At 46.0% G+C, this 26719-nt stretch carries 21 protein-coding genes; 15 read left to right on the top strand and 6 right to left on the bottom strand.

The features are described from left to right. The 4 genes from SFV55_RS08125 to SFV55_RS08110 form a co-directional block, all read left to right on the top strand. Window positions 1–661 (top strand): AAA family ATPase (locus SFV55_RS08125; protein WP_320028988.1); only part of this gene is annotated, 661 nt, incomplete at its 5' end. Window positions 662–751: 90 nt separating this feature from the next. After that, the gene (locus SFV55_RS08120) at window positions 752–1036 is read left to right on the top strand and encodes a hypothetical protein (protein WP_320028987.1); all 285 of its coding nucleotides are present in this window, start codon (window positions 752–754) and stop codon (window positions 1034–1036) included. A 110-nt stretch (window positions 1037–1146) separates the two neighbouring features. Next, on the top strand, window positions 1147–2049 hold the full coding sequence (locus tag SFV55_RS08115) for a toprim domain-containing protein (protein WP_320028986.1): 903 nt from the start codon (window positions 1147–1149) through the stop codon (window positions 2047–2049). 145 nt (window positions 2050–2194) lie between these two features. After that, window positions 2195–3046 carry a KilA-N domain-containing protein gene (locus SFV55_RS08110; RefSeq protein WP_320028985.1) on the top strand — a complete coding sequence of 284 codons (852 nt, stop codon included), beginning with the start codon at window positions 2195–2197 and terminating at the stop codon, window positions 3044–3046. Window positions 3047–3098: 52 nt separating this feature from the next. On the opposite strand, the gene SFV55_RS08105 is transcribed toward SFV55_RS08110, so the two are convergent. Beyond that, on the bottom strand, window positions 3099–3416 hold the full coding sequence (locus SFV55_RS08105; RefSeq protein ID WP_320028984.1) for a WGR domain-containing protein: 318 nt from the start codon (window positions 3414–3416) through the stop codon (window positions 3099–3101). Between the two features lie 307 nt (window positions 3417–3723). Here SFV55_RS08105 and SFV55_RS08100 point away from each other — a divergent pair, with 307 nt between their 5' ends. Beyond that, entirely contained in the window at window positions 3724–5661 is a 1938-nt protein-coding gene (locus tag SFV55_RS08100) for an SUMF1/EgtB/PvdO family nonheme iron enzyme (RefSeq protein ID WP_320028983.1), read from the top strand. 363 nt (window positions 5662–6024) lie between these two features. Here the strand turns inward: SFV55_RS08100 and SFV55_RS08095 are convergent, their stop codons facing one another. Both SFV55_RS08095 and SFV55_RS08090 read right to left on the bottom strand, forming a co-directional pair. Further along, complete coding sequence (locus SFV55_RS08095) at window positions 6025–6861, bottom strand: hypothetical protein (RefSeq protein ID WP_320028982.1); 837 nt, start codon at window positions 6859–6861, stop codon at window positions 6025–6027. Window positions 6862–7045: 184 nt separating this feature from the next. Next, window positions 7046–8095, bottom strand: coding sequence for an XRE family transcriptional regulator (locus SFV55_RS08090; RefSeq protein WP_320028981.1), 1050 nt, complete (start codon window positions 8093–8095; stop codon window positions 7046–7048). Window positions 8096–8490: 395 nt separating this feature from the next. Here SFV55_RS08090 and SFV55_RS08085 point away from each other — a divergent pair, with 395 nt between their 5' ends. From SFV55_RS08085 to SFV55_RS30175, 3 genes are read left to right on the top strand one after another with little or no spacing between them, the layout of a single operon-like run. Continuing rightward, window positions 8491–9198 carry a multiubiquitin domain-containing protein gene (locus SFV55_RS08085; protein ID WP_320028980.1) on the top strand — a complete coding sequence of 236 codons (708 nt, stop codon included), beginning with the start codon at window positions 8491–8493 and terminating at the stop codon, window positions 9196–9198. Between the two features lie 12 nt (window positions 9199–9210). Continuing rightward, window positions 9211–10638, top strand: a complete 1428-nt coding sequence (locus SFV55_RS08080) for a ThiF family adenylyltransferase (RefSeq protein WP_320028979.1) — start codon at window positions 9211–9213, stop codon at window positions 10636–10638. After that, the gene (locus tag SFV55_RS30175; protein WP_413776696.1) at window positions 10635–10982 is read left to right on the top strand and encodes a DUF6527 family protein; all 348 of its coding nucleotides are present in this window, start codon (window positions 10635–10637) and stop codon (window positions 10980–10982) included. Before SFV55_RS08080 ends, SFV55_RS30175 begins: the two co-directional genes overlap by 4 nt. A gap of 182 nt (window positions 10983–11164) precedes the next feature. Here SFV55_RS30175 and SFV55_RS08075 read toward each other — a convergent pair whose 3' ends face one another. Together SFV55_RS08075 and SFV55_RS08070 are read right to left on the bottom strand one after the other, a co-directional pair. Continuing rightward, window positions 11165–14935, bottom strand: coding sequence for a galactose oxidase early set domain-containing protein (locus tag SFV55_RS08075; RefSeq protein ID WP_320028978.1), 3771 nt, complete (start codon window positions 14933–14935; stop codon window positions 11165–11167). A gap of 159 nt (window positions 14936–15094) precedes the next feature. Continuing rightward, window positions 15095–17785, bottom strand: a complete 2691-nt coding sequence (locus SFV55_RS08070) for a tyrosinase family protein (RefSeq protein WP_320028977.1) — start codon at window positions 17783–17785, stop codon at window positions 15095–15097. A 641-nt stretch (window positions 17786–18426) separates the two neighbouring features. Between SFV55_RS08070 and SFV55_RS08065 the strand changes: the two genes are divergently transcribed. The 7 genes from SFV55_RS08065 to SFV55_RS08035 all read left to right on the top strand — a co-directional run bounded on the left by SFV55_RS08065 (window position 18427) and on the right by SFV55_RS08035 (window position 24898). After that, window positions 18427–19020, top strand: coding sequence for a hypothetical protein (locus tag SFV55_RS08065; protein ID WP_320028976.1), 594 nt, complete (start codon window positions 18427–18429; stop codon window positions 19018–19020). A 375-nt stretch (window positions 19021–19395) separates the two neighbouring features. Further along, window positions 19396–19542 (top strand): hypothetical protein, encoded by a 147-nt coding sequence (locus SFV55_RS08060; RefSeq protein WP_320028975.1) that lies wholly within the window; start codon window positions 19396–19398, stop codon window positions 19540–19542. Window positions 19543–20170: 628 nt separating this feature from the next. Next, complete coding sequence (locus tag SFV55_RS08055) at window positions 20171–20500, top strand: hypothetical protein (protein ID WP_320028974.1); 330 nt, start codon at window positions 20171–20173, stop codon at window positions 20498–20500. Next, the gene (locus SFV55_RS08050; RefSeq protein WP_320028973.1) at window positions 20497–20913 is read left to right on the top strand and encodes a TlpA disulfide reductase family protein; all 417 of its coding nucleotides are present in this window, start codon (window positions 20497–20499) and stop codon (window positions 20911–20913) included. The genes SFV55_RS08055 and SFV55_RS08050 overlap by 4 nt, the downstream gene beginning before the upstream one ends. 246 nt (window positions 20914–21159) lie before the next feature. Next, a complete protein-coding gene (locus SFV55_RS08045) occupies window positions 21160–22323 on the top strand; it encodes an imelysin family protein (protein ID WP_320028972.1) in 1164 nt (387 codons plus the stop codon). Window positions 22324–22344: 21 nt separating this feature from the next. After that, on the top strand, window positions 22345–23778 hold the full coding sequence (locus SFV55_RS08040; RefSeq protein WP_320028971.1) for a di-heme oxidoredictase family protein: 1434 nt from the start codon (window positions 22345–22347) through the stop codon (window positions 23776–23778). Window positions 23779–23791: 13 nt separating this feature from the next. Continuing rightward, window positions 23792–24898: an imelysin family protein gene (locus SFV55_RS08035; protein ID WP_320028970.1), complete on the top strand. Its 1107-nt coding sequence runs from the start codon at window positions 23792–23794 to the stop codon at window positions 24896–24898. On the opposite strand, the gene SFV55_RS08030 is transcribed toward SFV55_RS08035, so the two are convergent. Then, window positions 24895–26719 (bottom strand): TonB-dependent receptor family protein (locus SFV55_RS08030; RefSeq protein WP_320028969.1); only part of this gene is annotated, 1825 nt, incomplete at its 5' end. The two genes, SFV55_RS08035 and SFV55_RS08030, sit on opposite strands and share 4 nt — an antisense overlap.

The raw sequence follows: 26719 nt of genomic DNA, 5'->3' as shown, positions 1-26719 counted from the left end.
TATGATCTACACAATTGGGGGAATCAAAGGTGGTAGTGGCAAAACTACCCTGGCTGTCACACTCACCGCAATGCTTGCCAACAGTGGTAGAAAAGTACTCTTGGTCGATGCCGATAAGCAGGCCACTGCAACCGAGTTTGCCCGCTGGCGCACCGACACCAAAGGCGAAACCGGATTCACCTCCATCCAACTGGCCGACCGCGCCGTGCGCGACGAAGTACTCAAGCTCAAACCTAGCTTCGACGACATCGTCATCGACGCTGGTGGCCGCGATACCGCCAGCCAGCGGGCTGCGCTCACCGTCGCCGACCTGTTCATCGCTCCTTTTGCACCCAAGTCCTTCGACATCTGGACGCTGGAGCTGGTTACTCAGCTGGTGGATGAAATGCGCATGGTCAATCCCGATCTTAAAGCCTACGCCCTCCTGAACCGCGTGGATGGCAACGAAAAGGACTTATCCGAAGCTCGGGAGTACATCAAGGAGTCGGGTATCCTGGAAGTCCTCCAAAGTCCCCTGCACGAACGTAAGGTTTTTGCCAATGCTGCTGCTTCTGGCCTCATCGTGACCGAATTCAAACCCAAAAACGAAAAGGCAGTGGCTGAAACGAACGCGCTGTTTGCCGAGATTCTGGCTGTCGTCGAAAAGGAAATTGTCAGCTAATGACTTTAATATAAAGTCGTTTTTAGTTTAGAATAAAGTTATTTTAACTTTATTTCAACCTGATTTTAAAATCAAAATATCATCTCCACCATGGCATTATCCAAACGGAAAACGGAAGTAGATGAGAAGATGCTCGATGCCCTCATCAATAAGGGAAGTGTGACAGAAATGCCAGCTACGCCCACGCCCGATCTCAAAGTACCAGCTAAAGAAGAGCTTGTCGACAATTCCAAACTCATTTTTGTCCAGTTGCGCATCGACCCTCAGACTTTGCAGGAAATTGACCGCAACGTGAAAAGTCGCCCGGGCAAACTCTCCCGTCATACCTGGATCATGGAGGCCATCGCCGAAAAATTGACCAGAATCCAGGAATAATTCTGTTTCAAACCTTGTTTTAAAGTTGAAATGAACTTATCTTAAACTCAATCTAACTTCATTTCAACTTTAAATCAACTTCATTAGTGCATGTTCTTACTCCACTTTCGATGAACAGCGACCAAGCCAAAAAACTTTCCTTACCTGCTTTGTTGGAGCGACTGGGGTACCAACCCACTCAAATCACCAAAGGGGGCAAGGAGTATTGGTACCTCTCTCCATTCCGCCAGGAGATGATCGCCAGCTTCCACACGTCCTACCTGGGCGGCAAGTGGATCTGGAACGATTTTGGGGATACCGGGGGCACAGTCATCGATTTTGTGATGCGCTACAAGGGCTTTAATCACGTTCAGGAAGCTTTGCAGTTTCTTGAGGCTATTTTCAAGGCCGGAATGGCTCCAAGTACCGCTCAGGAGGAGAAATCGCCTCAGGGGGCTTTATTTGACTCCGTAGCGCAGGTTGAAAACCCCGTTTTGGAACTGAAACGGGTCACTCCACTGAAAATGTCCTTGCCCTACATTGCCCAACGTGGCATCGATGAGGCGGTGGCCAAGTTGTACTTGAAGGAGGTTCACTTCATCAATACGAATACCGGAAAAAACTATTTCGCGGCGGGCATCAAAAACGTCTCCGGTGGTTACGAAATCCGCAATCCTTATTTCAAATCTTCCATTGGCAAAAAAGACCTGAGTTTTGTCCCGGGTGAAGAGGGTAGGGGAGTGGTCTCCGTTTTTGAAGGGATTATGGACTTCTTGACTTACCTGACCGAGGAAAAACGCCTCCGGATGCCCGAAGATGTCATCATCCTCAACTCCATTTCATTCCTCCAGCGGGCTAAGTCTTACCTCCAGGCAAGACGCTACACCCGCATCCTGACTTTTTTCGACAATGATCGAACTGGAGAGTTGGCGACAGAGGATTTTTTGTCCAGTTTTTCCTCCGGAGTGGTGATTCCTCAAAATCAACGCTACAGTGGTTTTGTGGACTACAATGGCAAAATTGATCTTTCTTGAAGTTAAAGTGACTTTATCATAAAGTTATTTTAAATTTATAATGACTTTGTTTTAACTTTGGAATGAAGTTATTCTAATCAAACAGAAACTGGGGGATTTTCACCTCGTAAAAACCCCCGAATTCGGGGGTTTTAATCTTGAACAAATGGCAAAGAAAACAACCATCACCGTAGAAGGCACTGAAATCAGGCTATTAACTGACAACCAAAACGACTTCATCTCCTTGACCGATCTTACTCAAAACTTTGAAGGAGGGGCTGGACTAGTTGAAAAGTGGTTTCGCAATCGCAATACGGTTGAATTTTTAGGTATGTGGGAGAAAATCTATAACCCTCATTTCAACGAGGCAGCTTTCAAAGAGATTGCCAGTCAGGCTGGTCTCAATACGTTTATGCTCTCCGCCAAAAAATGGATAGAACGTACTGGCGCAGTTGGGATCACTGCCAAAGCTGGCCGTGGTGGCGGCACTTTTGCCCACAAAGATATTGCGCTGGAGTTTTGCACCTGGTTGAGCCCCCTCTTCAAGTTGTATGTGGTTCGTGAATTTGATCGACTGAAACACGAAGAGTACGAAAAGCTGGCACTGGAGTGGAACGTTAAACGAACGCTGGCCAAAATCAATTACCGCATCCACACTGAGGCGGTCAAAATGCACCTTATTCCGCCGCGTATCTCCAATCCCAAGCGTGCAGGTATCGTCTACACCAGCGAAGCAGATATGCTCAACATCGCTTTGTTTGGTTTCACTGCCAAGCAGTGGCAGGCCATGAACCCCGAACTCAAAGGGAATGTCCGAGATTACGCAAGTACTGAACAATTGCTAGTCCTGGCAAATTTGGAAAACCTCAATGCTCACTTCATCAAAGAAGGACTATCACAGGATGAACGCCTGGAAAAACTCAACGAGGTGGCCATTTATCAAATGGGATTGCTTGCTGATCCTGGGGTGACCAAAGGCTTGAAACAGCCCGATGAACCGAAAAAACTTAACCCATAATTGGATTTGGAAGGGGAGGCTGCAGATATTCGTCAAAACGCAGAACTTATTATTAGTGGAAGAATCGAAGCTGCATTCCCACCTCTACCTTCTCTTCCGCCAGTAACCCCAACGCAGGCACCTCCGGGAAGCCCCCACTTTGCTCACAAACATGGTACCGATGCCGCACCCGCTTGCGCAGAATGCTTTGTACCCGGCTCCGCAGCTTCTTTTCATCACTGACCTCTTCCGTTTGCTCCTTTAAAGAAGCGCCAATCCGACCCCACCGGGTACGGATGCTCCATGTAACTCCAGTCCCACTGATCTGAATGGCATACCGCCGCCGCCGGTTTTTGCCAGCATCGCAACTTTCCAAAATCAAATATTCCATGTCCTGACTTCTGGTAGATGATGCTTTAAATTTACTATTTTTTGTGGACTTTTAAATAAAAATAAATTTTAAGTTTTTGTCTTCCTTCCGACCTGAAGCCACCCTAGACTAGCGCTTAGACCAACAAAATCACCCGTTATCTTTGCATCCTATCCAAACCGGAATCGGAGGATTGGCATCTTTTAAAACCCCCGAATTCGGGGGTTTTAAAAGGGATGGATTTATTCCAATTCGCAAAAAGACTCGAATGAACTAATTTTCTCAACTATTTCCTATATTCACCTTCCTAAACAACCCAACACACCACATGGCCGATCGCGACCTCGTCCGCAAAGACCGACAAAGCAGCCCCGCCGCCTCCCCCCGAGGCACCAACTACCTGCTGGCCATCGCCATCAACGACTACCAGTATTGCTCCAAACTCAACAACGCCGTCCGCGATGCCGAAGCCTTCATCGACCTGATGACCAGCCGTTACAATTTTGAAAACACGAACGTCACTTTCATCAAAGATACCGAAGCAACCAAAAGACGCATCGAACAAGAATTTTTTCGCCTGATCAAAACGGTCACCACCAAGGACAACCTTATCGTCTACTTCAGTGGCCACGGTCGCCATGATGACCACTTTGGCGGCAACTGGGTTCCTGTCGAAGCGGGTACTTCCGACGATGACTGGCCTGATTACCTTTCCAACGATACCATCAAAAGCTACCTCAGCAAGATCAAAAGTTTCCATACTTTCCTCATTGCCGACTCCTGCTTTTCTGGCTCCCTCTTCATCGACAAAAGCAAAGAGAAATTCACAGGCGATCGCCGCGATACCGAACCCAGTCGCTGGGGACTCACCTCTGGCAAAAAGGAGATTGTGAGTGATGGCCGCCCGGGTACCCACAGCCCCTTTGCTACCGCACTGCTGGATGTACTGCGCAAAACGGACCAGCCGCCTGGGGTTATGCGCATTTGTGACCTGGTGCTGGAGAAGGTGGCTGCCAATTCGGAACAGACGCCCATGGGGTCGCCTTTGCGCATTCCGGGCCATGATGGCGGACAAATGGTATTCTATTTTCGGGAGGATGAGGAGGCTGTTTGGCAGGCCTTGTGGAATACTACGGAGGGCTGTAATGAGTATTTGACCAAATACCCGAATGGAAAATATGTAGTGATTGCTAAAGGGCTAATTTCTGCGTATTATTTTGGTGATGCAGCGGAATATGAGCAAATGGCCTGGGAACAGGCGCTAACTACCAATACTATCAAGGCTTATACCGATTTTTATGACAAATATCCCCGGAGCAAATACAGTGATTTAGCACTGGATGCGCTGGACATCTTGGAGGAAAAAGAGGAATGGGACAAAGTAACCAAAACCCGGCAGGCTCCCTTGTTACGCTACATCCAACTAAACCCCCAGAGCCCTTATTTGAAAGAAGCACAGCGTTTGGTGTATGCACTTCGTGAATCAGTTGGTATAAAGCCCGACGAGCAACTAGTGCCTCCCTCTATCATTTTGCCTAAGCTGATTGTCCCCGAGCACATGGTGCTGGTCGAAGGCGGAACTTTCCTAATGGGGGAGAAAGATGAAGCCCACCAAGTGACCCTTCGCGATTTCTTGATGGCCAAGTACCCACTCACTTTTGACGAATATGACGCTTTCTGCAAGGCAACGGGCAGAGATTTACCCAGCGGTGTCAGATGGGGTAGGGGTAAGCGACCAGTTATTAATGTCAGTTGGTATGATGCTACACACTATTGCAATTGGCGCAGTCAACAAGAAGGGCTCATAGAGGTGTACCAAATCAATCAGCAACAGGTAAGCCCCAACTGGCAAGCCAATGGTTACCGCCTACCTACTGAGGCAGAGTGGGAATACGCTGCACGGGGCGGGCGACAAAACCAGGGCTTCGAATATTCAGGGAGCAATAATGTGGATGAAGTGGCCTGGTGTAGGGATAATTCAGGCAGTAAAACCCAGCCTGTAGGCCAAAAGAAGCCCAATGAATTGGGACTTTACGACATGATTGGCAACGTCTGGGAATGGTGCTGGGATTGGTATGGTGAATCCCAAAATCACATAAGAGAAAATCCTAAAGGTTTAGATACAGGATTGTATCGAGTTCGCCGGGGGGGATCATATGATGTAGATCCAGTTTTTGCTGGCGTATCTGATAGGCGTGACGATACTCCGGATCATTACATAGATAATTTAGGTTTCCGTCTTGCCAGAACAACAGTAACCTCATAATCTTTTACATTTTACATCACCAGACTTCAGACTTTTTGACTTAGGCTTCTGTCTTGCCTTATAGTATTTTTACCTTTTTATAAGTCGATTTGGTCGCTTGTGCACTTTATGCATATACATTCATGAAGAATAGTCCTCGGCACCTCCTCGAAACAGTACCCCGTGGGGAAGAATAATGGCCATAGTGCCCTCTTTACCCAGGAAACGGAAAAATGAGGTGGTGGGTTACGAAATTACGCTGTTTTTGCAAATTTAAAAGATTGGTGAATTAACTTCCTACTTGTTACAACCCAGCATAGGAAAAAAACCGAAACATAATAAAGGGGGATACCTAAGGGGGAATACCCCAACTATATCTATGCTTTAGGAATGTCTTTTAGCAGATAGAGATATATTTTTGCTGAATTTCCACTTTCTGACAAACCTCATCCGCTCTTGTACCAAATCCGGCTCCTGAAGATAAACCTTTCCATCAATGATGCGAACGCGGTCGGCCACTTCTGGATTTGCTTTCTTGTACGCCCCAGCAAATGGGGCGTCACACTCCGACTCATCTTTGCCCAGAGGTAAACGAACCAAGTTTTGCTTGAGATCGATAAATCCATATTTGTGGGCAAGTTGCTTGTATTTCCATGCAGTAGAGAGCGACATGCGTGGCGGATGTACAGGATCTTTTGCCATTCTTATCGATTCACAAGAAACAGGAAAAAAGGAAGGAGCAGTTTGTGGGTTGTGCTTAGAATTCCCCTTATTGTATTCTGACCCACGTTTGTGCTGTTCCCGCCATTTGTATCTGCTACTTCTTGCGAAACGACCAATAATCGCTCCAACAACGAATGCTTGAAATTTTTCTTTGGATGAGAGGTCTTTATGAACATCTAACTCAACTGCTTGTTTTCCGGTCAGTCCTTCCAGTTGCCCTATTTTCATAAAACCGCGAACAAAATACCATCCAGTTCTAGTGTTGTGTCCTATCCAGTTTCTTTCTTGAAGTTGGTGTAATAAATTATTGATGGTTCTAACTGTGACATGAAGCGCCGCAGCTAATTCTTGTTTTTTAGCCAGTGTTATTTTTAATTGCCCGTAACTGGTAGATTTGAGAAAAAGATAGAGACGGAAAGGTGCGAAAAACTTATCAGTAACGACAAGATCACATAGAGAAAATGGAACATAAATATTTACATTAGCTGGCTGCACCATCGATCAACACGCTGTTTTACGGATGCATAAAGATACGTTTTTTTGCAATGAAAACAAAAAATAATTTTTACTATTTTATTGAATATAAAAGTATTTATTTGGCGCTGTCACATCTACAAAATGCCCGTTAATGTGCTTTTTGCTTTGAGATTATATCGAAAACAGAGAGGAATCGAGCTATAGCTCAGGTAAAATCATCCATAAAATACTTTGTAAACTCCTCTGTCTTCATGTTGTTCAACGTCGCCGCTTTAGTATGGCTAATGATTTTTTCAGCGACACCCCGCAGTGTCAACTGCATAAAGTGGTGCGATTGTTCCTCATAATTAAATTTTCCTGGCTCTTGTTTACGGATGCCTAAGCGGTTGAACATCTTAATTTGCTCCAGATAAATGTAGTCACTGATGATTTCTAGGTCCTTGGCACGGTAAAGCAAAGCCTGCAAAGAAATGCCGTACTGTTCTTTCAACAAAATCAACTCTCGGATATGTATGTTGTGCCGAGGCGATCTCAGTTCCTCACGCATTTTTTTCTGGGTAATGAGCAAGGCTCCGGCAAAACGGTTGCAACATTTTTCTTCATCCATGCCTTCGCCCAAATCAAGCAAGAGGTGACCGAGTTCATGGGCCAACGTAAACCTTTTACGATCAGTCGGGACTTCTGGGCTGTTGTTGAGCACAATTACTGGGTATTGACCATTCATAACTGTCGCAAAACCTGAAAAATCAAGTGGTGTTATGATCTCAACCACTTTAATGCCTTCTTCTTCCAGGCGGTTGATGAGATTGATGATAGGGTCTTCACCAAATCCCAACTTTTCCCGGAAGTGTTCCGCTGCAGTTTCCACATCTTGAATGGTGCTGACACGATATTCTTTCAATGCTACTTTTAGAGTAGGCTCTTCTCCCAACAACGATTCAAGCTCCAAATAACGCTCAAGGTGATCTACGGCCATTTGTAGAATCATTTCCTGGTCCCGACTGCTCAGCCTTTTGAGCTTGCGGTAAGAGGGTTCGCTGAGTGTTACTTGTATATCCCGGTTAAAATATGCTTCATCCACTCCCAAGGCTTGGCACAGCAACTCCAGGTTTTCCCCATTGGGTTTCATGACGCCATTTTCATACCTGCTGATCGCTTGTTTGGACAACTGGTTATCCAATCGATCCACCAGGTCTTGAATCGACATCCCGCTTTTTAAGCGAGCAGACTTTAGCCTTTCCGGGAAATTTTTCATGTGCAGGATTTTGGTTTTTTCATGAGTGACATTGTCAGAAGCGAAACCTGCCGGAGATCAAGAATTGGAGATGACATGGGATTAAACAACTAAATCATAATGGTCAGTACAACCAAGAAATTGTGCAATTGTACCACTTCATGGGGAGAAAGAAGAAAAAAATCAAAAAAAATTGAACGGCATGGAACTAAATGAAAATTGGGGGTGTATTTAAATTGTAGACAAATTTAAAGAAAATAACTTGACTTGTCAACATAAAAAATCTATACTTGCGCTGAGTAACCAAGACAAAAAGCATTTGCTGATCAGAAAGTACTTCCTTTTTGACAGCAATGAAACCCTAATCCTTCCGGGGCAGAGCGAAGGAGAAACAATTCATTTTTAATTTGTATACCATGGACACAGCAAATAGTGCTGAAACAATTGACGTGGCAGCCTACAACAACGAGGGTAAAGAAATTCCCCGTGGCCGCCACTACGCGATCAAGATTGATCGCCAAAATTATGTTGTAAAAAGTGAAATGATCACTGGTCGAGAACTTTTACTACTGGCTGGAAAAACACCGCCCGAAAGGTTCCAACTCAATCAACTCTTCCGTTTTGGTCGAGTCGAAAAAGTTGAACTGGATGAAACTGTTGATTTGGCAACGTGCGGAATGGAGCGGTTTGCGACCATTCCACTCGATCAAACTGAAGGGCGCCCTGGGCGCTCTGATTTTTTAATGCCCGAAGCAGATAGTGAGTTTCTTGAAGCAAACGACTATCAATGGGAAACAATTCGTGAGGGCTCAACTCACTGGCTCATTATCCGCAACTTTCAAATACCTTTAGGGTATAACTGCGAAAAAGCTGATCTAGCTCTGCAAATTCCACCTTCTTTTCCTGCTGTAGAAATCGACATGGTGTATTTCCACCCTGCACTTAACTTGAAAAACGGTCGCACGATTGGTGCGCTTGCTTCTCAATCTATTGAAGGGAAAAACTACCAACGTTGGTCTCGCCACCGTACTCCCGCCAACCCTTGGCGTCCAGGAATTGATGATGTTTCAACTCATTTGAGCCAGGTCACTCACTGGCTGGAACGTGAATTAAACCACCACTAATCCTCGGAAGCTATGAAAACTTTTTTGAACATCAGTGAGCTACACTACCGTACGCTCCGAGCTCATCTATTTCCTGGAGACAAGAAGGAAGCTGTGGCCATCGCCTTGTGCGGAAGAAGCATCACGGCTGAGCGGCGAGGCCTAATCGTCCATGAGCTTATTCCCATCCCTTACGATCAGTGCCATACACGCGCACCTGATTTGGTGCATTGGTCGACCGAATTGGTCAAGGAACATCTGGAAAAAGCCAGAAAAAAGCACCTCTCAGTAGTGAAAATCCACTGCCATCCAGATGGGCCTGCTTATTTCTCCCACTTGGATACCCAATCCGATGTAGAATTATTCGACTCTGTCTACGGTTGGGTCAACGACGATGGCCCTCACGCTAGCCTGATCATGTTGCCCGATGGCAAATTGTTTGGACGGTTCATCGAACCTGATCTTACTTTTACCCCCATTGACCGTGTCCGACTCATTGGAGATGACCTGCATTTTTGGGATCACCAAGACACTACCCAACCTTTACCTGAACAGTCTCTACGCTCAATCCAGGCTTTTGGAGAAGGGACCATTGGCCAATTACAGAAAATGCGCATTGCCGTAGTTGGTTGCTCCGGCACGGGTAGCCCGGTGATTGAACAATTGGCCAGGTTTGGGGTAGGGGACTTGTACCTAATCGACCCAGATCGCATCGAAGTCAAAAACCTCAACCGCATCCTTAATGCTACAATGGAGGATGCTGATAGTTCCCGTTTCAAAGTGGATGTCCAAAAGGCTGCTATTGATCGCTTAGGTTTTGGCACGAAGGTACACGCTTATCCTTGCAACCTTTATGATGATCCTGACTTACTCAAGGACTTGGCTTCTTGCGATTTCATTTTTGGATGTATGGATTCTGTCGATGGTAGGCATCTGTTGAATACCTTGGCTACCTTCTACTGCATTCCATACCTTGATTTGGGAGTCAAGTTGCTAGCTGATGGCTGTGGTGGTATCGATCACATTTGCACTACCATTCATTACCTCCAACCAGGTGAATCTTTGCTAGAACGAAGGGTTTATTCGGCTGAAACATTAAGGGCTATTAGCCTTCATCGGGCTAATCCTCAAGAGTATGAGCGTTTGCAGAAGGAAGGGTACATTGCCAATCTTCCCGTAGATAGCCCCGCTGTCATTAGTGTCAATATGCAAGTGGCTGCTTTTGCGGTTCTTGAACTTCTTGCTCGAATTCACCATTTCCGCTACCCGATTGGGAGTCACTCCGGGAATCTGAAGTTTGCTGTGCAGCGTTGGGATTTGGTGAATGGTACTTTCCAACCTTCTGCGGATGATCACCCCAAGGGACTGTTGACAAAGTACATTGGTCGAGGAGACATGCAGCCTTTACTTGATCTTCCAGAACTCAGTCTTACTGAAAATTACCAACACCAACTGGCATGAGATTTCTATTTCTTTTTAATTGGCTTGATAGGATTAAAAAGCTTTATGCCTGGCATTGTCAAAGATACGCTCTTCGGAGCGTATCTGATTTGCCTGAAGAGAAGCATATTCGTAAGTACACCATCTATTGTGTTGGCGAAGAACCGTATCAATGGTGCGCTGTTTTTTATTGCCCCTGTGGCTGTAAAGAATTAATCTATCTCAATCTGCTTTCTACCGCCAAACCCTGCTGGACCTTAACTCCTAAGGGAAAAAAGCATTGCACAGTTTTTCCTTCTGTTCATCGGATTAAAGGATGTAAGTCGCATTTTTTTGTGGTTGAGGGTCGTATTCGGTGGGTGTGACTTCCGCTACACTTGCACCGTGTTATATATCTATCTCTTTATCTGTACAATCTCGCCTTCCAAAGCACACCATTTTCTGCCTCGGTTTCAGGGCCAACAAAGTGAAATTGGCAACAGGTAGCCTCAATCCATACAAAGTGGAAAAGAGACTTACCTGGCCAATTCTACTTTATGTGCTGGTCTTATAGCTTGGGCGTTCTACTTCCCTTTGCCGCTTCCCAATGCATTAGCAAAAGCAAAGCGAAATTGACAAGACATAAAGCGGCAATCATGCTGAACAAAAACGGCAAATCTATAAATCGCTTAAACAGATAGACCGCACTCAAAACTGATGCTCCGATATTGAGCCCCAAGAGTATCGCTTTAATGACGGAATACCTATTCGGAGTGCAACGGACAAACCAAAATCCACTAATTGCCAAAAGCAACACCACTAAAACAGTGGCAACAATTGCCGCAATTGTGGTTGGTACAAGTGTGATGGTTACGACCAAAACCGCCAAAAGAAGAGTGACAGTCCATTGCAAAGTCATGCACAAGGTCCAGGTGTCCTTGCTGAGGTTTGGGAAAGCCCCTAAACCGGTAGCACTCGGCAAAACATGATCTGGATTGCCCCCTAAAGCTTTGATTTTGCTTGAAAAATGTAAAACATAGCGATTAAAAACAGCATACCAACGGTCGTTTGGTAAAATAGAGCCTTGAATGTGTTTTAGAATAGACAGACGTTGCGACAATTCCGGTAACAAAGCATCGGCGGTGCTGACCGGAATCAACATTTGGAAACTCCCGATAATACGCCGTGATGGACCAGCAATTTGTTGTACCACAGTATTGAAACTTTGCCCTTTGACAACATTGTTGGGCAACTCAACTGTAAATAAACCCGTGATGGGCTCGCCCTGATTGCTTAGCGGAATCGGAATGTAGGTAACATCTGCTTCACCTTCACACCGAATGGTATGCTCATCTACTTTTGTTAAATAGGAAGACGACAGGCGTGAAAATGCTTGAATGGCCAAAACATCATCTGCGTAAACCGAGGGCAGGTAAATGGATATCGCACTCTTGCGGGGTAAACTACCCCAATGAATCATCAATTCATCAGGACGCGCATAGTTTTGATAATATTTGCCAAACTCACTGGTTGATACATAGCCATTTGTTGGTTTTAATTCAAAAGGATGCCGCACAATGTGTGAATCTTGGTCGCCAGGATTGTCGGAATGGTCTATCACTAAGTTGCGTTGCGATAGGTTGTCGTTATTCCCTGGGGTTGCACCTACCGGGATGGGGTCTAAGTCGTAATGAATTTCAGCCACTAAACACTGGTGGGTTCCACGCATCAAAGCTTGGATGGAACGCATTTGTGATGGGTTGAAAGGCCCCTCAGACGTTACATTGTTTGGAAAACGTGGTGTGTCTTGGTTAATATCCAGCCAACAGCCAAAGTAAACGGCCACTTCCCGCCCCCCTGCATCAAAGTTAAGATCCTTTTTATTGGTGTTGTTGTTTTGTGATCTCATGTCCCCTGTTGCCCGTACATCCGCAAAAAATGGAATGGACAACAATTGACTAGACCCCGATTTACCGAGCAAAGGCACTGCATTTACACCATTACCTTGCCGTCGATAAATGGTGCCTGGATTGAAGGATACATCGGTAGTAGCTGCTTGGAAGGCCCTGAAAAATACTTGTACTGAACGCGCAGCCTCAGTCAATGAGCGGTAACGTACTTTGGCCACAGCATAATTATATACATTTACTGTTCGCAATGGAAAAAATGAAAGCACTTCAATCGGCGACAAATCAAGGCGACTGAGATTAATATCCGTCGAAATTGAATCAAAAAGCGACCCCGAAGAACCGTCGTTGAGTCGGGTCAATAGGGTTTGAACAAACCCAACGGCATTGCCTGTATGCTCCAACAACCTATCTCCAGCAAAATACTCACCTTGCTTGATTTTGAAAACCCGCAAATCTGTACTCAACCACTCTACTGAACCATCCACCAGGTACGGGTTGGGATTGAGGGTCAATCTAAGTGTACCTTCTGTACGGTGATTGCCAAATCTGGCAACCGCTACGGCAGTCCGCTGTCGAGCAAGTGCATCGATAGTATCAAAAGGTGAAGTATCATTGAAAACAACATCGCAAGCGTAGGTAATGCGCTGAGGGACATCTTCCACGCTGTGTTCAAACGCTGGTGGGCCAATTGGAATTACCTGGACATTGGGAATCTCTATTCCAGCCGCTGAGTCGTAATGCAAATGGACAGCAGGCAGCATAGCGGCTACTTCACTTCTCAAATAACCGTCAAGTACAACGTACAATGCTTTTGAAAAACGAGCATTTGTGCTAGTATGGAGCACGGATTGAACCTCATGTTTGGAAAATGTACTATGGTCAAGCAAAAAATGGATACTTCGATGCGACAAGCGTACAAAAGAAGCCCATTCACAGGGTCGGCCAGCATTATCCACCACAAAAAGCATATACCAGCCAGGAGGCGCAACGCGTCCGTTAGGTGGTGCAATTAAAGTCAGGGTGTTGGATGCACCACCATCAAAATTCAAATAGATCGCACGTTGATCCCCATTAAAGGAATGTGTTGCTGAGCCACAGCGCATCAACACAACCGATTCAATCACCGACGCGTCTGAAACCGTAATGGGAAATGATGCCCCGTAATCAATAGCAGAGGGGCAATCCGTAATCTGAGGTCGCACGCCAGCAGGATAAGGTGGGGTGTAAATTTCTATAGATTTTTGTGTCGCTGTTGGCGCTGAACCTGGTTGCGCTGGTGAATTTCCGCCTGCTACCCAAACTCTACCATCGGGCATCAGTATAGCTGAAGAATGGTAATTGCGCAGATGTGTTGCAGGGTCAGTTATTGTTTCGCTAAAACCAACACCCACTTGATAGGTTCTTGCTGCTCGATTCAGTGGTGTCCGATAAATTTCAGGATTGTTTACACCTGCTTGGTCATTGTCTGGGTTCGCACCTCCAGTGACCACAACATCACCTGTTGGTAGTAATGTTGCATTGGAATTGCTTCGTGCAACGCTTGCCAATGCCCCAATGCGCGGAACATTTTGCCAGCCAGCCCCAGCATTATCCACATCTAACAATTGGGATTGCTCACCCCCGCATAAAAAGATTCTATTGCGATAGCCATCGTTTGGCATCAATGGCAACAAAACTGATGGACAGCCAAAGCCATGGTACCGACCGTTTGGCAAATCCGAAACTTCTCTGGAACTGCCATCAAAAGGGTTAATGGCAATATTCCGACCAAAGCCATTTACAACGGAGGACACAAAAATGCTTCCATCGCTTAGCAAATGTAGCCGCGAATACAAGATAGGGTCTCCGCTTACTGTCCCCAATGAAGGCATCAACACCCAACGGTTGGTAGCCAATTGATAGCGTTCCATGGAGTTGTTGCCATGTCGTCTATCGTCGCCTTTAGGGTGGCCTTGAAAAATGAAAACATCCCCATTTTCTACTGTACACAAGGTAGGGTACCAGCGTCCACCACCTGCACTACCCGCACCTGGCTCAGGGTTCATGTCCGCAGTTGTCAACAATTGCCCCGTTCTGGGATGATAGATTGCAGCATGTCTGTGGCCATCAAAATGTCGCTCGTGATGGATACCTTCTGCATCAGGAGGAAACTCATCAGTGCCACCTGCAACCAAGAGCCTGCCGTCACCCAAAAAGGCTTGACCACAACAAAAAAGATCAAAATCAGGTGCATCAACTGGAATCACCGCAAGTGTAGGGTGTCGGCAATTAAATCGCGCAGTGTGGTCGATTTGATTCGCACGGGCTGCTGCAATATCGTGATTGTCACCGCCAAATAAAAGGATTTCTCCATCACCGTTAGGTGTTGGTAAAAGCGCAATGTGAATGGCTACCACATCGCCTGATGGAATGGGAACTGTCCAAGGCATAGCTTAAATTTGATTTATACCTCACCGCGACTTGATTTTATGTAGGTACACAAAACTATCGGGTTGAGGTATACTTAGGTTTAGAAAAATCATTTTGCACAGCCACAATCCGTCCGGATAGAACGAATTGATGGCTGTGCTTTGTTCTCGAATGCTAGCTTATCCTCTAAGCTTTAAAGCGATTAAAATCAAAAGCAGAATTAGTATTCCCCAAAGGATTCTGGTCAAATTTTGACAACATTTTTCAAATAATCCATTTGGTCTTCCATCAATTCCAGAATCAGTAGGTTTACTGCCAGTTCTATCTCCACCTTGAAACACCGCTCCGGTTAAAGTCTGTTCTCTTGTAAATTCAGTCCCCCTTAAGGTTCCTCCACGGGCCATAAATCGGCAGGTATAAATCCCTGCAATATTGGCAATGAAGGATTGTTCAAATACCCCCGGTTCTACTTCTTTAAGGATTACCGAAAAACTGGTGTGATCGGGTCTTTTGACTTCGACTAATACGGATGCTCGATTGTCTACCGGTACGCTATACTCATTCAATATTGCCCGAAGCGTCATCGTTGAACCAGGTTCAAGGCTATTTTGATGAATAAATGCTTCCATCTTCAAGTTTGAATACGTGTTCACCACCAGTGAATAGCGAGCACCGTGCTTCAAGAAAGATTGCGCTTCACGAGTTTTAGCGTCGCGTAATTTTGACTCGTATACTTTGTAATCCTTCTCATTAACTTTTAAATGGGCGATCCATTTTCCAGCGTGATTACCCTTGGGGAATGCAACGGGTAGGCTAAACCGATAGTTTTTGCTTTTCGCTCCAGCTGCATAATCAACACCTAAGCCTCCTGCATTCAACGCATCGATGAAGTCTCCTCCTGGGGTCTCTAGTACCAGGTCAACCACAGGAAAATCCGTTAACAATATTACAGTTGCATCAACATCTGCTTCGTTGAGGCGAAAAGGAATAGCAACTGTCATTCCTGGCGCCACATAGCCGTTAGGGTCAAGAACAATGTTGTTATTGGTTACACCTGCAAGGATTTGCAGAAAATACTTGCTCAATCGGAAGTAGTCGTCAATGTTAGAGGTCAGTAAGCCCGTGAGTAGAAGATATCCCCCCGTACCATTGGTAAGGGTTCGAAGGGCGTTGGTATTCACCTGTGTTTCATTGCCCAACCCAATTGCAAAAGTTCTGTCGTCAATGGATCCTGCTACATCAGCAATGCTTAATGGCTCATTTTCAAGACCATCAGTAAAAACTATTATCGCTTTGTGCTCATAATCTGCTAATGGAATCGGATTAAGGATAGTCCTTGCTGCTTGCAATCCGTCACCCACAGAAGTTCTTCCTAAAAGATTGGTATTGTGCCCTGAGACAGCATTGATCGCCGCCACCCTATCAGGGTCAAACATGGAGTTGGAGTTGATTCTCCTGAGACTTAAACCAGGGAAAGTGGCATGATTAGTAGGATAAGCATTGTGGTCGAAACGAATAAGACCTACCCCATTGTTTTGCGGAATAATTTCCATAAAGGTACTGGCTGCATCTTTCAATACCTCAATGCGTTTTACACCACTGGTACCTGCCGGATCATCCATACTTCCGGATTGATCGAGTGAAAGCATGACGGCTACTCTTGGGCGTACAATAGCGTTTGCCCTTAAGGTGAAGGTGAAAATTTGTCCACTTTCTACACATTCGAAGGTTACAGCACCGTCAGGTACTGGAACGCCCGCTGCGCCCGCCGTAAATGCTAACCAAATTCGACCTTCTTGATAAGGTAGCGAATGGGCATGCGGAACGACTATTGAACCCGAAATTGGATGCAATACTGAGAAAGGTGTACTGGGAGCACCACCTGCTGTTACACGAATGGTTGCATTTCCGCAGCCATATATCCTGAAAGCGGCGGCTCTTATAGCTGTATCTCCTGAAGGAATATCATTGAAGTTGATGATTGGAGGGGTACCCGAATTAATCACTTCAACGGATACCGCATTATTAGCATTCGTATCATAGCAAGGAGGTATAACTACGGAAATATGTTTGGAGTTTTTAAGGACTTGTTGATTGTCTGGTGAAGCCCACGGACGTAGCCCTGATCCTCCTGCCCAAGGCTCCATATTTTCAATTATACTAGTATCATTGGTTTCATCTCCGTAAGTAAAAAGAGGATCCAGACGCCATTCTTCACCTGCCTGAGTTTGCCACAAGGCCCATAACCTGTCTACATTTGAATGCAAAAGGAATACAAAAGGGTCTTCAAAAGCAGTATGCCCGTTCCCAATAGTTCCCCCAATATAACCATGAATGCCATTGTGATTGGGTGATTGTTCAATTTTCGCACGAATGACGCCCCATTGTTGAGCTTGTGCAATCCCATTAGTAGCGTTGATAATGTTCGCATCAGTGTCTGCACCAGATAAACTAGGGGCCGGTGCTCCACCAGCTATGTTTCTTGTAATTGGCGGAAACCCCACAAAAGGAGCAGCTACAGCACCATTGGACTCACCCATAAAGTCAGTGGTGAAAAGATTGACCGTTCCTCCACTGCCATCACTGGCTGCTCTGGGGTCTCCAGTCCAATCCCAATAATGTAAGGACAGGTCAGGGTCAATCTCCCTTAATAGTTGCTCAAAACGATTGCATAATTCTCTGTGCCAGGGTAAAAATGATGACCCACCATGTACATGTGTTGCTTCATGAATTTGGTCTTGTTTGACCCATTTTGAAACTCCGTCTGGATAATATCGATTGTGGAGTTGCACGATTGCGTTCCGAAAGCGAGTCCGTTCTGCTTCAGAAACATGTGCGATGTTTCTTCTAATTCCGTCTCCGAGTGCCATGATTGTAGATTTAGTTTTGAAAATTATTTTGAAGCATTTACAAATGCAAAAACATACCACTTTACCTTTTGCGAGTAGTTCTGACTTTTATGTATAGCCCAGTGGAAAAATAATCTATTGCTTTTCACCTTTCTTTATGGGCATTAGCCCTTGTGCTATTCTAAGCAACGACCATCCTGAAATTTGAATTAAGCCGCGTATATCTCTATGAGTTATAGATTTGTTAACTGCAAATTGTTATATCAATTTATTGATTTTTACATTCAAATGTATTTAATTATTTGATTAATTGCAAATTTAGTTACTTGATACAATGACGGTAGCCATATATACCTGGTGCCCTGTTACCTCTTTACAGTTCCGCCAACCCACGGATTTATCCGTGGGAGGCCACCCCACAGCCTCAACCCATGCCTTCAGGCGTGGGATAAGGCTCTGGCCACCCCCCCTTGCCCCATTCCCCAATTCCCCTTATCTTTACTCCAAAAACCGCCACTCTGGCATCATCTCTCCACGAAGCACCGTCTCCTGTTCCGGTCTCGGAACCTAAATTTTCATAGCAAAGCACTGGTCACTGAGCGAAGTCGAAGTGCTTCCATTCATCATTTATCACTCATCATTCATCATTAACAACATTTGCTATGAAAACCACCCATTTCATTTTCCCCTTCATCCTGGCCCTAGCCGCCTGCACCCCTTCCACCTTCGATCCCAGCCTCAACACCGCCACCGCCGCCCAGGAACGCACCTACGCCGACTGCAAGGCCCAACTCTACCAGGCACCCCAGCGCATCATCTCCGGCCAGATGGACTGCCCCAACCCCTGCCCCTACACCCACGAAGGCTACATCAATTTTGCCAAAAACGAACTGGTGATCAACTGCCAGAAGTACCCCCTGCACAGCCCCAGCCTTACCGTTTGTATCGACTCCACCCGCTCCTTTAAGCTCGACGGTTCCCCCAACAAACAAATCCTGGTCATCACCAAAAACTTCGCCGCCTGGTGCCAGGATGCTGCCTTCCGCTTCTACCAACAAGACACCCAGGCCAAGCCTACCTATGTCATGCACATCGAAGAAGGCGACCCTAGCTACGGTAGTGTAGGTTATATCATTTTCCAGATGGAGGACGCTTTTTGGGAAAGCTTCGATCCCTCCAAGTCTTTTAGCTTCCGCTTCATGGCCAAGAAGCCGCTCAAGATGAACGGAGGCACCCTCGGACAACAGCCGCTTTAAACAGGGTAGGGGAGTGGCCAAGATTCCTTTTTTCTTCCTTTGGGCGCTCCCATCCTGCGTCGGGTCGCTGTCTTCCAGGCTCGCCTCGCGGCTCGGCCCTGCGGGCTGCTGCTCATCGCAGCAGGTTGCTGAGCGAAGTCTAAGTAGGTTGCTGAGCGAAGTCGAAGCACAGCCCCCTAGCGCGGGGAATCCTCGTGTAGCGTGGCCGGAGGTTTGTATCCTACTCCCCGCTGAGTACTTCCAGTGACTGAAATTCATGCACGAGTGGTGCCCGGAACTGCTGCGGAATGAATAAAGTCTAAAAAATTTGCATTTTGTTAAATTTATATTTAAATTGTGTAAAATTTAACAAAATATCCATTTACAACTAAAGCTATGAACACCGTCCTATTCCTGCTCCTACAGCTCCTGCTGTCAGGCAGCCCAACTCCTGTTTCCACTTCCAGTACCCAAGAACCTGCCACTACCACGGTTACCACCAGTAGCCGTGGCAAAGGGATTGAAGTCGATATCACGCTATAGACAATTGGTTCTAGGTACCACACTACAGTACAGGCGAAGCTTCGGCTTCGCCTCTTTTTTTGCTATACTCCGCGTGGGGTGTAACTTGACCAACTTTAATAACGCACTACAGTAAAACCTCCATCAAATAAAAAGTCTAAAAAACTTGCATTATGTCTAAAAAATAATAATTTTGTTTAATTTTTAACAAAAAGCTATGAAATTCACATTTTCAACCCTTGTCGGTCACCCCCGTGACCCTCAAAGCCATTCAGCCCATTTCCTTTGGCTTATCTCCATCTGTCACCTCAACGATCCTTAAAGCGGTGCAGCCGCTTGTATTCGTCTTTCGCTCTTTATCCAAGTTACTGCGGCAGCCATTTTTCACTTTTCACTTTCTCCCCGGTTCAAAGAAATCCCCAAAGCTCCCGCCCTTGCCCCTCCGCAAGTCGGAGCTTTGGCCAAGATGCATTGCTATGAATAAGGTTGTTATTGCAGGCGAAGCTCCAGCTTCGCCTTTTTTATTGAAGCCCCAAAGTTCAATACCCCAAATTTGGGGTGGTCACAAATCTGCAAAAATGCCTTGTTTTTGTACCCGCTTCTACTTTACTTTCATCTGTTGATAAAATCCATAAATAAACCCATCCTGATGCACAAACTCATCCTTACCCTCCTCCTGTTGATGGCCCATCAGTCCATCCAGGCCCAAGTCACCCTATACCAAACCCCCGAAGGCAAACTACTCACCCAACGCCAGCTTGATTCCCTTCGCCTCGACCTGGAGAAAAAAGTCACCCCCCTCAAAATGAAAGTGCAACTGAACACTTCCCCACTCTCCACCCGCAAAGACACCACTTTCCTGAGCTTTAGCCTCAAAGCCATCCCCGCAAACCAGGCCACTGCGGAATCCAAAAAAGACCAGTGGATCGGTAAAAAACTACCCCCCTTTACCTTACTCAATCTGGACGGCAGGAAGTGACCGAAGCCATCGGCCGTGGCAAAGTAATGCTCATCAACACCTGGTTTACCTCCTGTGCGCCCTGCATTGCCGAAATGCCCGAACTCAATCGCATCAAAGCCCAATACCAAGATCAAGACATCATTTTTTTAGCGATGGCACCCGAAAAAGCCGACAGAATCCAGCTCTTTCTTCAAAAACACCCCTATACCTACACCCACCTACAGGCGGCTCAACCCTACATTGAATCAAATTTTGGTACCACTTATCCCAAAAGTATCCTGGTAGGCAAAGATGGCACCATCCAATTCATCGAAGGTGCCCTGGTATCCTTGGATGGCAACGACCCTGCTGTGATGCAGCAACAAGAGAAAAAATATGTAATCCATTCCCAAAAATTGACTGAGGCCATCAAGCGGGAATTGGCTAAATAGCCTCACCTATAAAACTCGCCTCTCCTTCTAAGGTGACTCCTAAGATACCCTTAAGTGCCTGAGGTGGTGAAAATAAACAATGTCTAAATTGGATTGCAATTAGGTATGAGCCGTACCTATGTTTAGGTATGGATTACCTATAAAAACAGGGCCTAATACCTATAATTAGAATACTTTAGCTGTTTATATCTAGTCTAAATAAATGTAATTTTGCAGGCGTTATTGCTCAAAAACAAAAATGCTTGTATGATGCGTTTTTATCGTTTATCAATGTTGTTTTTAATGGGATTAGGTCTTTTAACCTGTGAAAAAGACCTCACAGTAGAAGACCTTCGTACCGAGGCTATCGAAACTTACGCTCAAATCGTTTATGCTTCCTACGAGGATAGTTACAGCACTGCGCTGAACTTGCAAAAAGTGATCAATGCTTTTGTAGCAAGCCCTACCGAAGCTGGTTTTCAAGCTTGTAAAGATGCCTGGAAAGCAGCCCGCATCCCCTATGGTCAAACTGAAGTTTACCGCTTTTATGGTGGCCCTATTGATGACGACAACGGACCCGAAGGTTTAATCAATTCCTGGCCGCTTGATGAATCATACATTGATTATGTGCAGGGCAATGAAAGTGCTGGTATCATCAACAAAGTTGCCACCTACCCCAATATTTCCAAAGATTTACTGCGTTCTTTGAATCAAACTGGAGGAGTTACCGAAGAACAAAGTGAAGTTAACGTAGCTACGGGGTATCATGCTGTTGAGTTTTTACTCTGGGGGCAGGATTTTAACGCCTCTGGCCCTGGCAGTCGCTCTTATAAGGAATATTTGAGTACTGGGGGAACAGCAAACAACCAAGCTCGCCGTGGGCAATACCTTAAAGTGGTAACCGAACTTTTGGTCGAAGACCTCAAATCTGTTTTAGATGAATGGAAACCTGGTGCTGCATACCGCAAAGAATTTACCGAAACCACGGACGCACGAGAGATTCTGGGGCGTATCTTCACTGGCCTGGGCGAAATGAGCAAGGGTGAATTGGCCGGTGAACGCATGTTCGTGGCGGTCGACAGCAAAGATCAGGAAAATGAACATTCCTGTTTTTCGGACAATACCCACATTGACATTCAAATGAATTTTTTGGGGATTAAAAACATCCTGGAAGGTGCATATACCCGTACAGATAGAAGTAAGGTTACTGGCCGTAGTTTCCTCTCCATTGGAAATGATTTGGATGGTACAAAAACCACAGCAGTAAAAACCGCGCTGAGTAATACTGTAACTAAACTCAACCAAATACCAATTCCTTTTGACCAGGCCATTCTCAACAAACCTGATGTGGTGTTGAGTGCTTCAGAAAGCCTGAAACAATTGAGCGACCGGATTTCAGATTTGGCGCTGGTTTTGGGTGCAAAATTTTGATTCATATTGAAGTTTTGATTCATGAAAAGAGCGTTTCGAAGTAAGTTCTTTTTGTCCATCCGACTGCTTGCGGCTGTCGGATGTTTCGTTTTATTGGGGCTATGGTCTTGTCAAAAAAACGACCTCAATCCGCTAGAACCTGCTACAGAGAATGATCTGCCTGCTGGGGTAGACTTCACCACCTATGATCGTTCCGAAAATGCTTTTGGCCGCCAGGCTAAATCTCTTACTTTTGAAGAGGATGGGCGCTTTGTGGCTGGAAATTCCCTTTTTCAAACGAATTGGGTTGCTGCTCCCGCCTCTGTGCAATCATTGGACGGCCTTGGCCCATTGATCAATGCTTCTTCCTGTGGTGGTTGCCACTTTAAAGATGGTCGAGCCAAACCACCAGAAGTATTAGGTGCCCCACTCAATGGTTTGTTGATCCGCTTAAGTGTGCCTGGTATAGGGACTCATGGGGAGCCCCTACCCGACCCTAACTATGGAGGACAATTGCAGGATAAATCCATCCTCGATGCTCGTCCTGAAGCTAAGGTGCAAATCACTTACCTTGAGATCGGAGGAACTTATACGGATGGGGCAACGTATTCGCTTCGCCAGCCAATGTTCAACTTCCCTGAACCACAATATGGGCCATTTGCTCCAAACTTGATGATCTCTCCACGCATTGCCCAACAATTGCCCGGCTTAGGGTTATTGGAAGCAATCCCGGAATCTGCAATCCTGGCGCAGGCGGATGAGGGGGATCAAAACAGGGACGGTGTCTCGGGAAAACCTAATTATGTTTGGGATCTGGAACAAAATCGGCTCGTGCTTGGTCGTTTTGGATGGAAGGCCAATATGCCGAACTTGAGGCAACAAGCCGCAGGGGCTTTTAATGGAGATATGGGACTAACGACCAGTTTGTTTCCTCAGGAAGAATTGACCAGTGCACAGCTCGATTTAACTAAACTGCCCAATGGTGGCGCGCCAGAAATTTCAGAGGAACAATTGGCTAAAATTGTCTTCTATCTCCGTACGCTAGCAGTACCTGCTCGGCGGAACAGCACCGACGAAACGGTGAAACAAGGAGCGAAACTGTTCACTACCCTACGTTGCAATTCCTGCCACACTCAACAATTCACTACCAGTAGTAATTACGCTATTGTACAAGCTCGCAATCTGGTAATTCGTCCATACACCGATTTACTTTTGCATGATATGGGTGCAGGGCTTGCGGATGGACGGCCTGATTTTGCCGCTGGTGAGCAAGAGTGGCGCACCCCGCCTTTGTGGGGAATTGGTATGGTTAGGGTAGTCAATAAACATACATTTTTTTTACACGATGGCCGCGCACGCAATTTGGAAGAAGCCATCCTGTGGCACGGAGGAGAAGCACAATCGGCTCAGGAAGCGTTTAAAAAACTGAAAACCAAAGAGCGTGCTGCTTTGGTTACATTTTTAGAAAGCCTATAAAATTTCAATATCCATGCGATTCAATTTATGGTTTATTACACTACAGGTTTCGTTCCTGGCATTAGGGCTGCTTGCTTGTGATGGCGAAGGCAGCAAGGATGATTCCGATAGCTTCGATCGTAAAGCTTTGTTGGAGCACTACACCAAAAACATCATTACCCCAGCTTACAGTGCCTTAGCCGAAAAAACCACGGCTTTGCAAAGTGCGGCAAGTACTTTCCGTGGGAGTAGCACTGAGTCTAATTTACAAAATTTGCGCAATGCCTGGAAAGATGCAGCGCTGAGCTGGCAAAATGCCAACCACTTTAACTTTGGCCCAGCAGGTGAAGAAGGCCTTCGCAAAGGTTTACTGGAAGAAATAGGTACTTTCCCTGTGGCAGCCAGTAAAATTGAAACCAGTGTGAGTACAGGTCAGTGGAATACCTCCGATTTCAGCCGCGACGCTCGGGGTTTATTGGCCATTGAGTACTTGTTGTATGGTGAAAACCAAACCAATGCTCAGGTCATTGCTGGATTTTCCAGTGTACCCAAACGAGGTGAATTTTTATTGGCATTAGTCGAAGATGTACACAAACGGGTGAGTGCTGTGAATGATGGCTGGAAAACTTATCAAACCGATTTTGTCAAAAATGCAGGTACTGATGTGGGCAGCAGCACCTCCATGTTGTACAACGAATTTGTGCGCAGCTACGAAGCACTGAAAAACTTTAAAGTTGGAGTTCCTCTCGGCAAAAGAGCTGGTCAAACCAAAAGTGAACCCCGCTTGCTTGAAGCTTATTATAGCGGCTATTCCTTGGAATTATTGAAGGCTCACTTTGCTGCAGCGGAGAACTTATGGTATGGCCGCGCTGCGGCGAGTGGTACTGGATTCAAGGCATATATAGAGAGTACAGTCGGGGGCAAAGAATTGGTAGCTTCTACTGAAACCCAACTCAATGCCGTAAAACAAGCTCTCGCGGTGGTACCTGCCACCCCCAACATGGCTGAACAAATCAAAAACAATCCAGCCAAACTTGAAGCTTTGCACACTGAATTGCAAAAGTTAACCCGGTTTTTTAAAAGTGATATGTCATCCTTGTTGGGCATTGCCATTACCTTCAGTAGTGGCGATGGGGATTAAAAATTATATTCCAAAGTTGCATAAAATCCTCTCCCATCTGAAGGAATTATCCCTGGGCCGGGGTACGCCTCGGCCCGACGGGTAAAGTACATAGCATTGAAAAGGTTGTTGCAAGACAACTCCAGGCCATAGCGCTTAGCCTTCCAGGAAGCGCTCAGATCGGCAATCTGATAAGCTGGAATGATGCCGCTTACTGCACCCGTTACCCGCCGGGCATTGCTGGCATCGGTGAAATGTTCGCTTACATGAGTCATTTGAAAAGCCAGCGAAAATTGCTGATAACGGTAATTCAAGCCCCAACGCACATTAAGCGGAGGCGCCTGCTCCACCAGGTTGCCGTTGATCCCTTTTTCTACCGCATTAAAATAGCGGGTGTGGATCAATGCACCATTGACAAAAGTGTATAAGCTATGCTTGCCCCGCAGTGATTTGTGTAAATTCAATACATCTGCTTCAAGATAAAGTTCTAAACCCATCAAACGTGCATCGGCGATATTGCTGCGGTACCGATAATCGAGGCATAGTGGTGGCAAATCGGCGCGTAGTACCTGTCCAATTCGATCTCGATAAAGGATGTGGAAAAGGGAAATGTCGTAATTGATGCGGTTGCGCCAGTTGCCCCGGGTTCCGGCATCGAGGGTGAAGCCATGCTCGTCTCCAATCTTGGGGTCTACGATCAGGTTAGGGTTATTTACCCGTAGGTCATTGAAGTTGATGGCTCGGTAGTTTTGGGAGAAATTGGCGTAAAACTCACTACTTTTTTTCCCTTTCCAGGAAAATCCAATCCCCATGAGCAACAAACGCCGTGCCCGTTTATTGGCATCAGTGTAATTGGTATCCGCAATGACATTCCCAGCAAAATCGAAAACCCGTTGCTTGTAATAACCTGCGGCTCCTGTCTGGATGTATTCAAAGCGCAAACCTGGTGTAATGCTGAAGCGCTCAGATACCCGGTAGATGTATTCGGCAAAGGCCGCTGCATTGAGGTTATCAAAATCAAAGTTGGAGCCTTCTAAGTCCATTGGATTCAGGTATTCAAAATTGGGCGCATTGCTGGCATCTGCATCACCTTGTAGCGCACTCGTGTAACCATCGAAATAACGACCACCAACCAATAATGTATGTTTTTGAGCAGCCCAGTTTAGTTCTTTTAGTAGCCGGACTTCGCCGCCCCAATTCCGAAAATCATTGTCGATCAAAGTGCGATTTCCACCCAAATCTGCTACGTGAATGCGCTCAAGATTACCCAAGGCAACTCGCTCAGAGACCATACCAAAAGCGCGAACATTCAGCGCGGTACTTTCGTTCAGATCCCAATCCAGGGTAGCAGCAGGCAGTTTCCACTTGACCTGAAACCAGTTGCGGGCACGGTTACTTTGTCGCGGATCGCGTTCAAATTGGGTATCGGTCAAACCTCCTGCTTGTTGAGCCAGGTAATTCATATCAGTGTATTCCAGGCTGATTGCCGCAGAGGAACCTAAACTTTGCCGTACATTGAGGTAACCCGTATTGACTTCAAACTCGGAATTGGGCCGCCAGCCATTGCCTGTCCGATGTTGGAAAAAACCAAAATAGGAGAGCCCCTTTTCTTTGAAGCTTCCTGAAGCAGAAGCATACAAACCTCGGAACCCAAAGGAACCACCACTCAAACGGGCTCTCAGGTTAACTACCCTGGAGGTGTCGGGTTTACGAAAACGGAAATTGAGCAAACCTCCAAACTGGGTGCCGTATTGCAAAGAGGCTGCCCCCCGTACAATCTCAATCCGCTCCAGCGCTTCCATCGGTGGGGTGTAATAACTTTCGGGATAGCCCAGCGGATCA

Origin of the sequence: Haliscomenobacter sp. (assembly GCF_033763495.1) — a bacterium.
Lineage (GTDB): Bacteria > Bacteroidota > Bacteroidia > Chitinophagales > Saprospiraceae > Haliscomenobacter.
The sequence above is the reverse complement of the archived record's forward strand: the minus strand, read 5'-3'. Positions and strand labels throughout refer to the sequence as shown.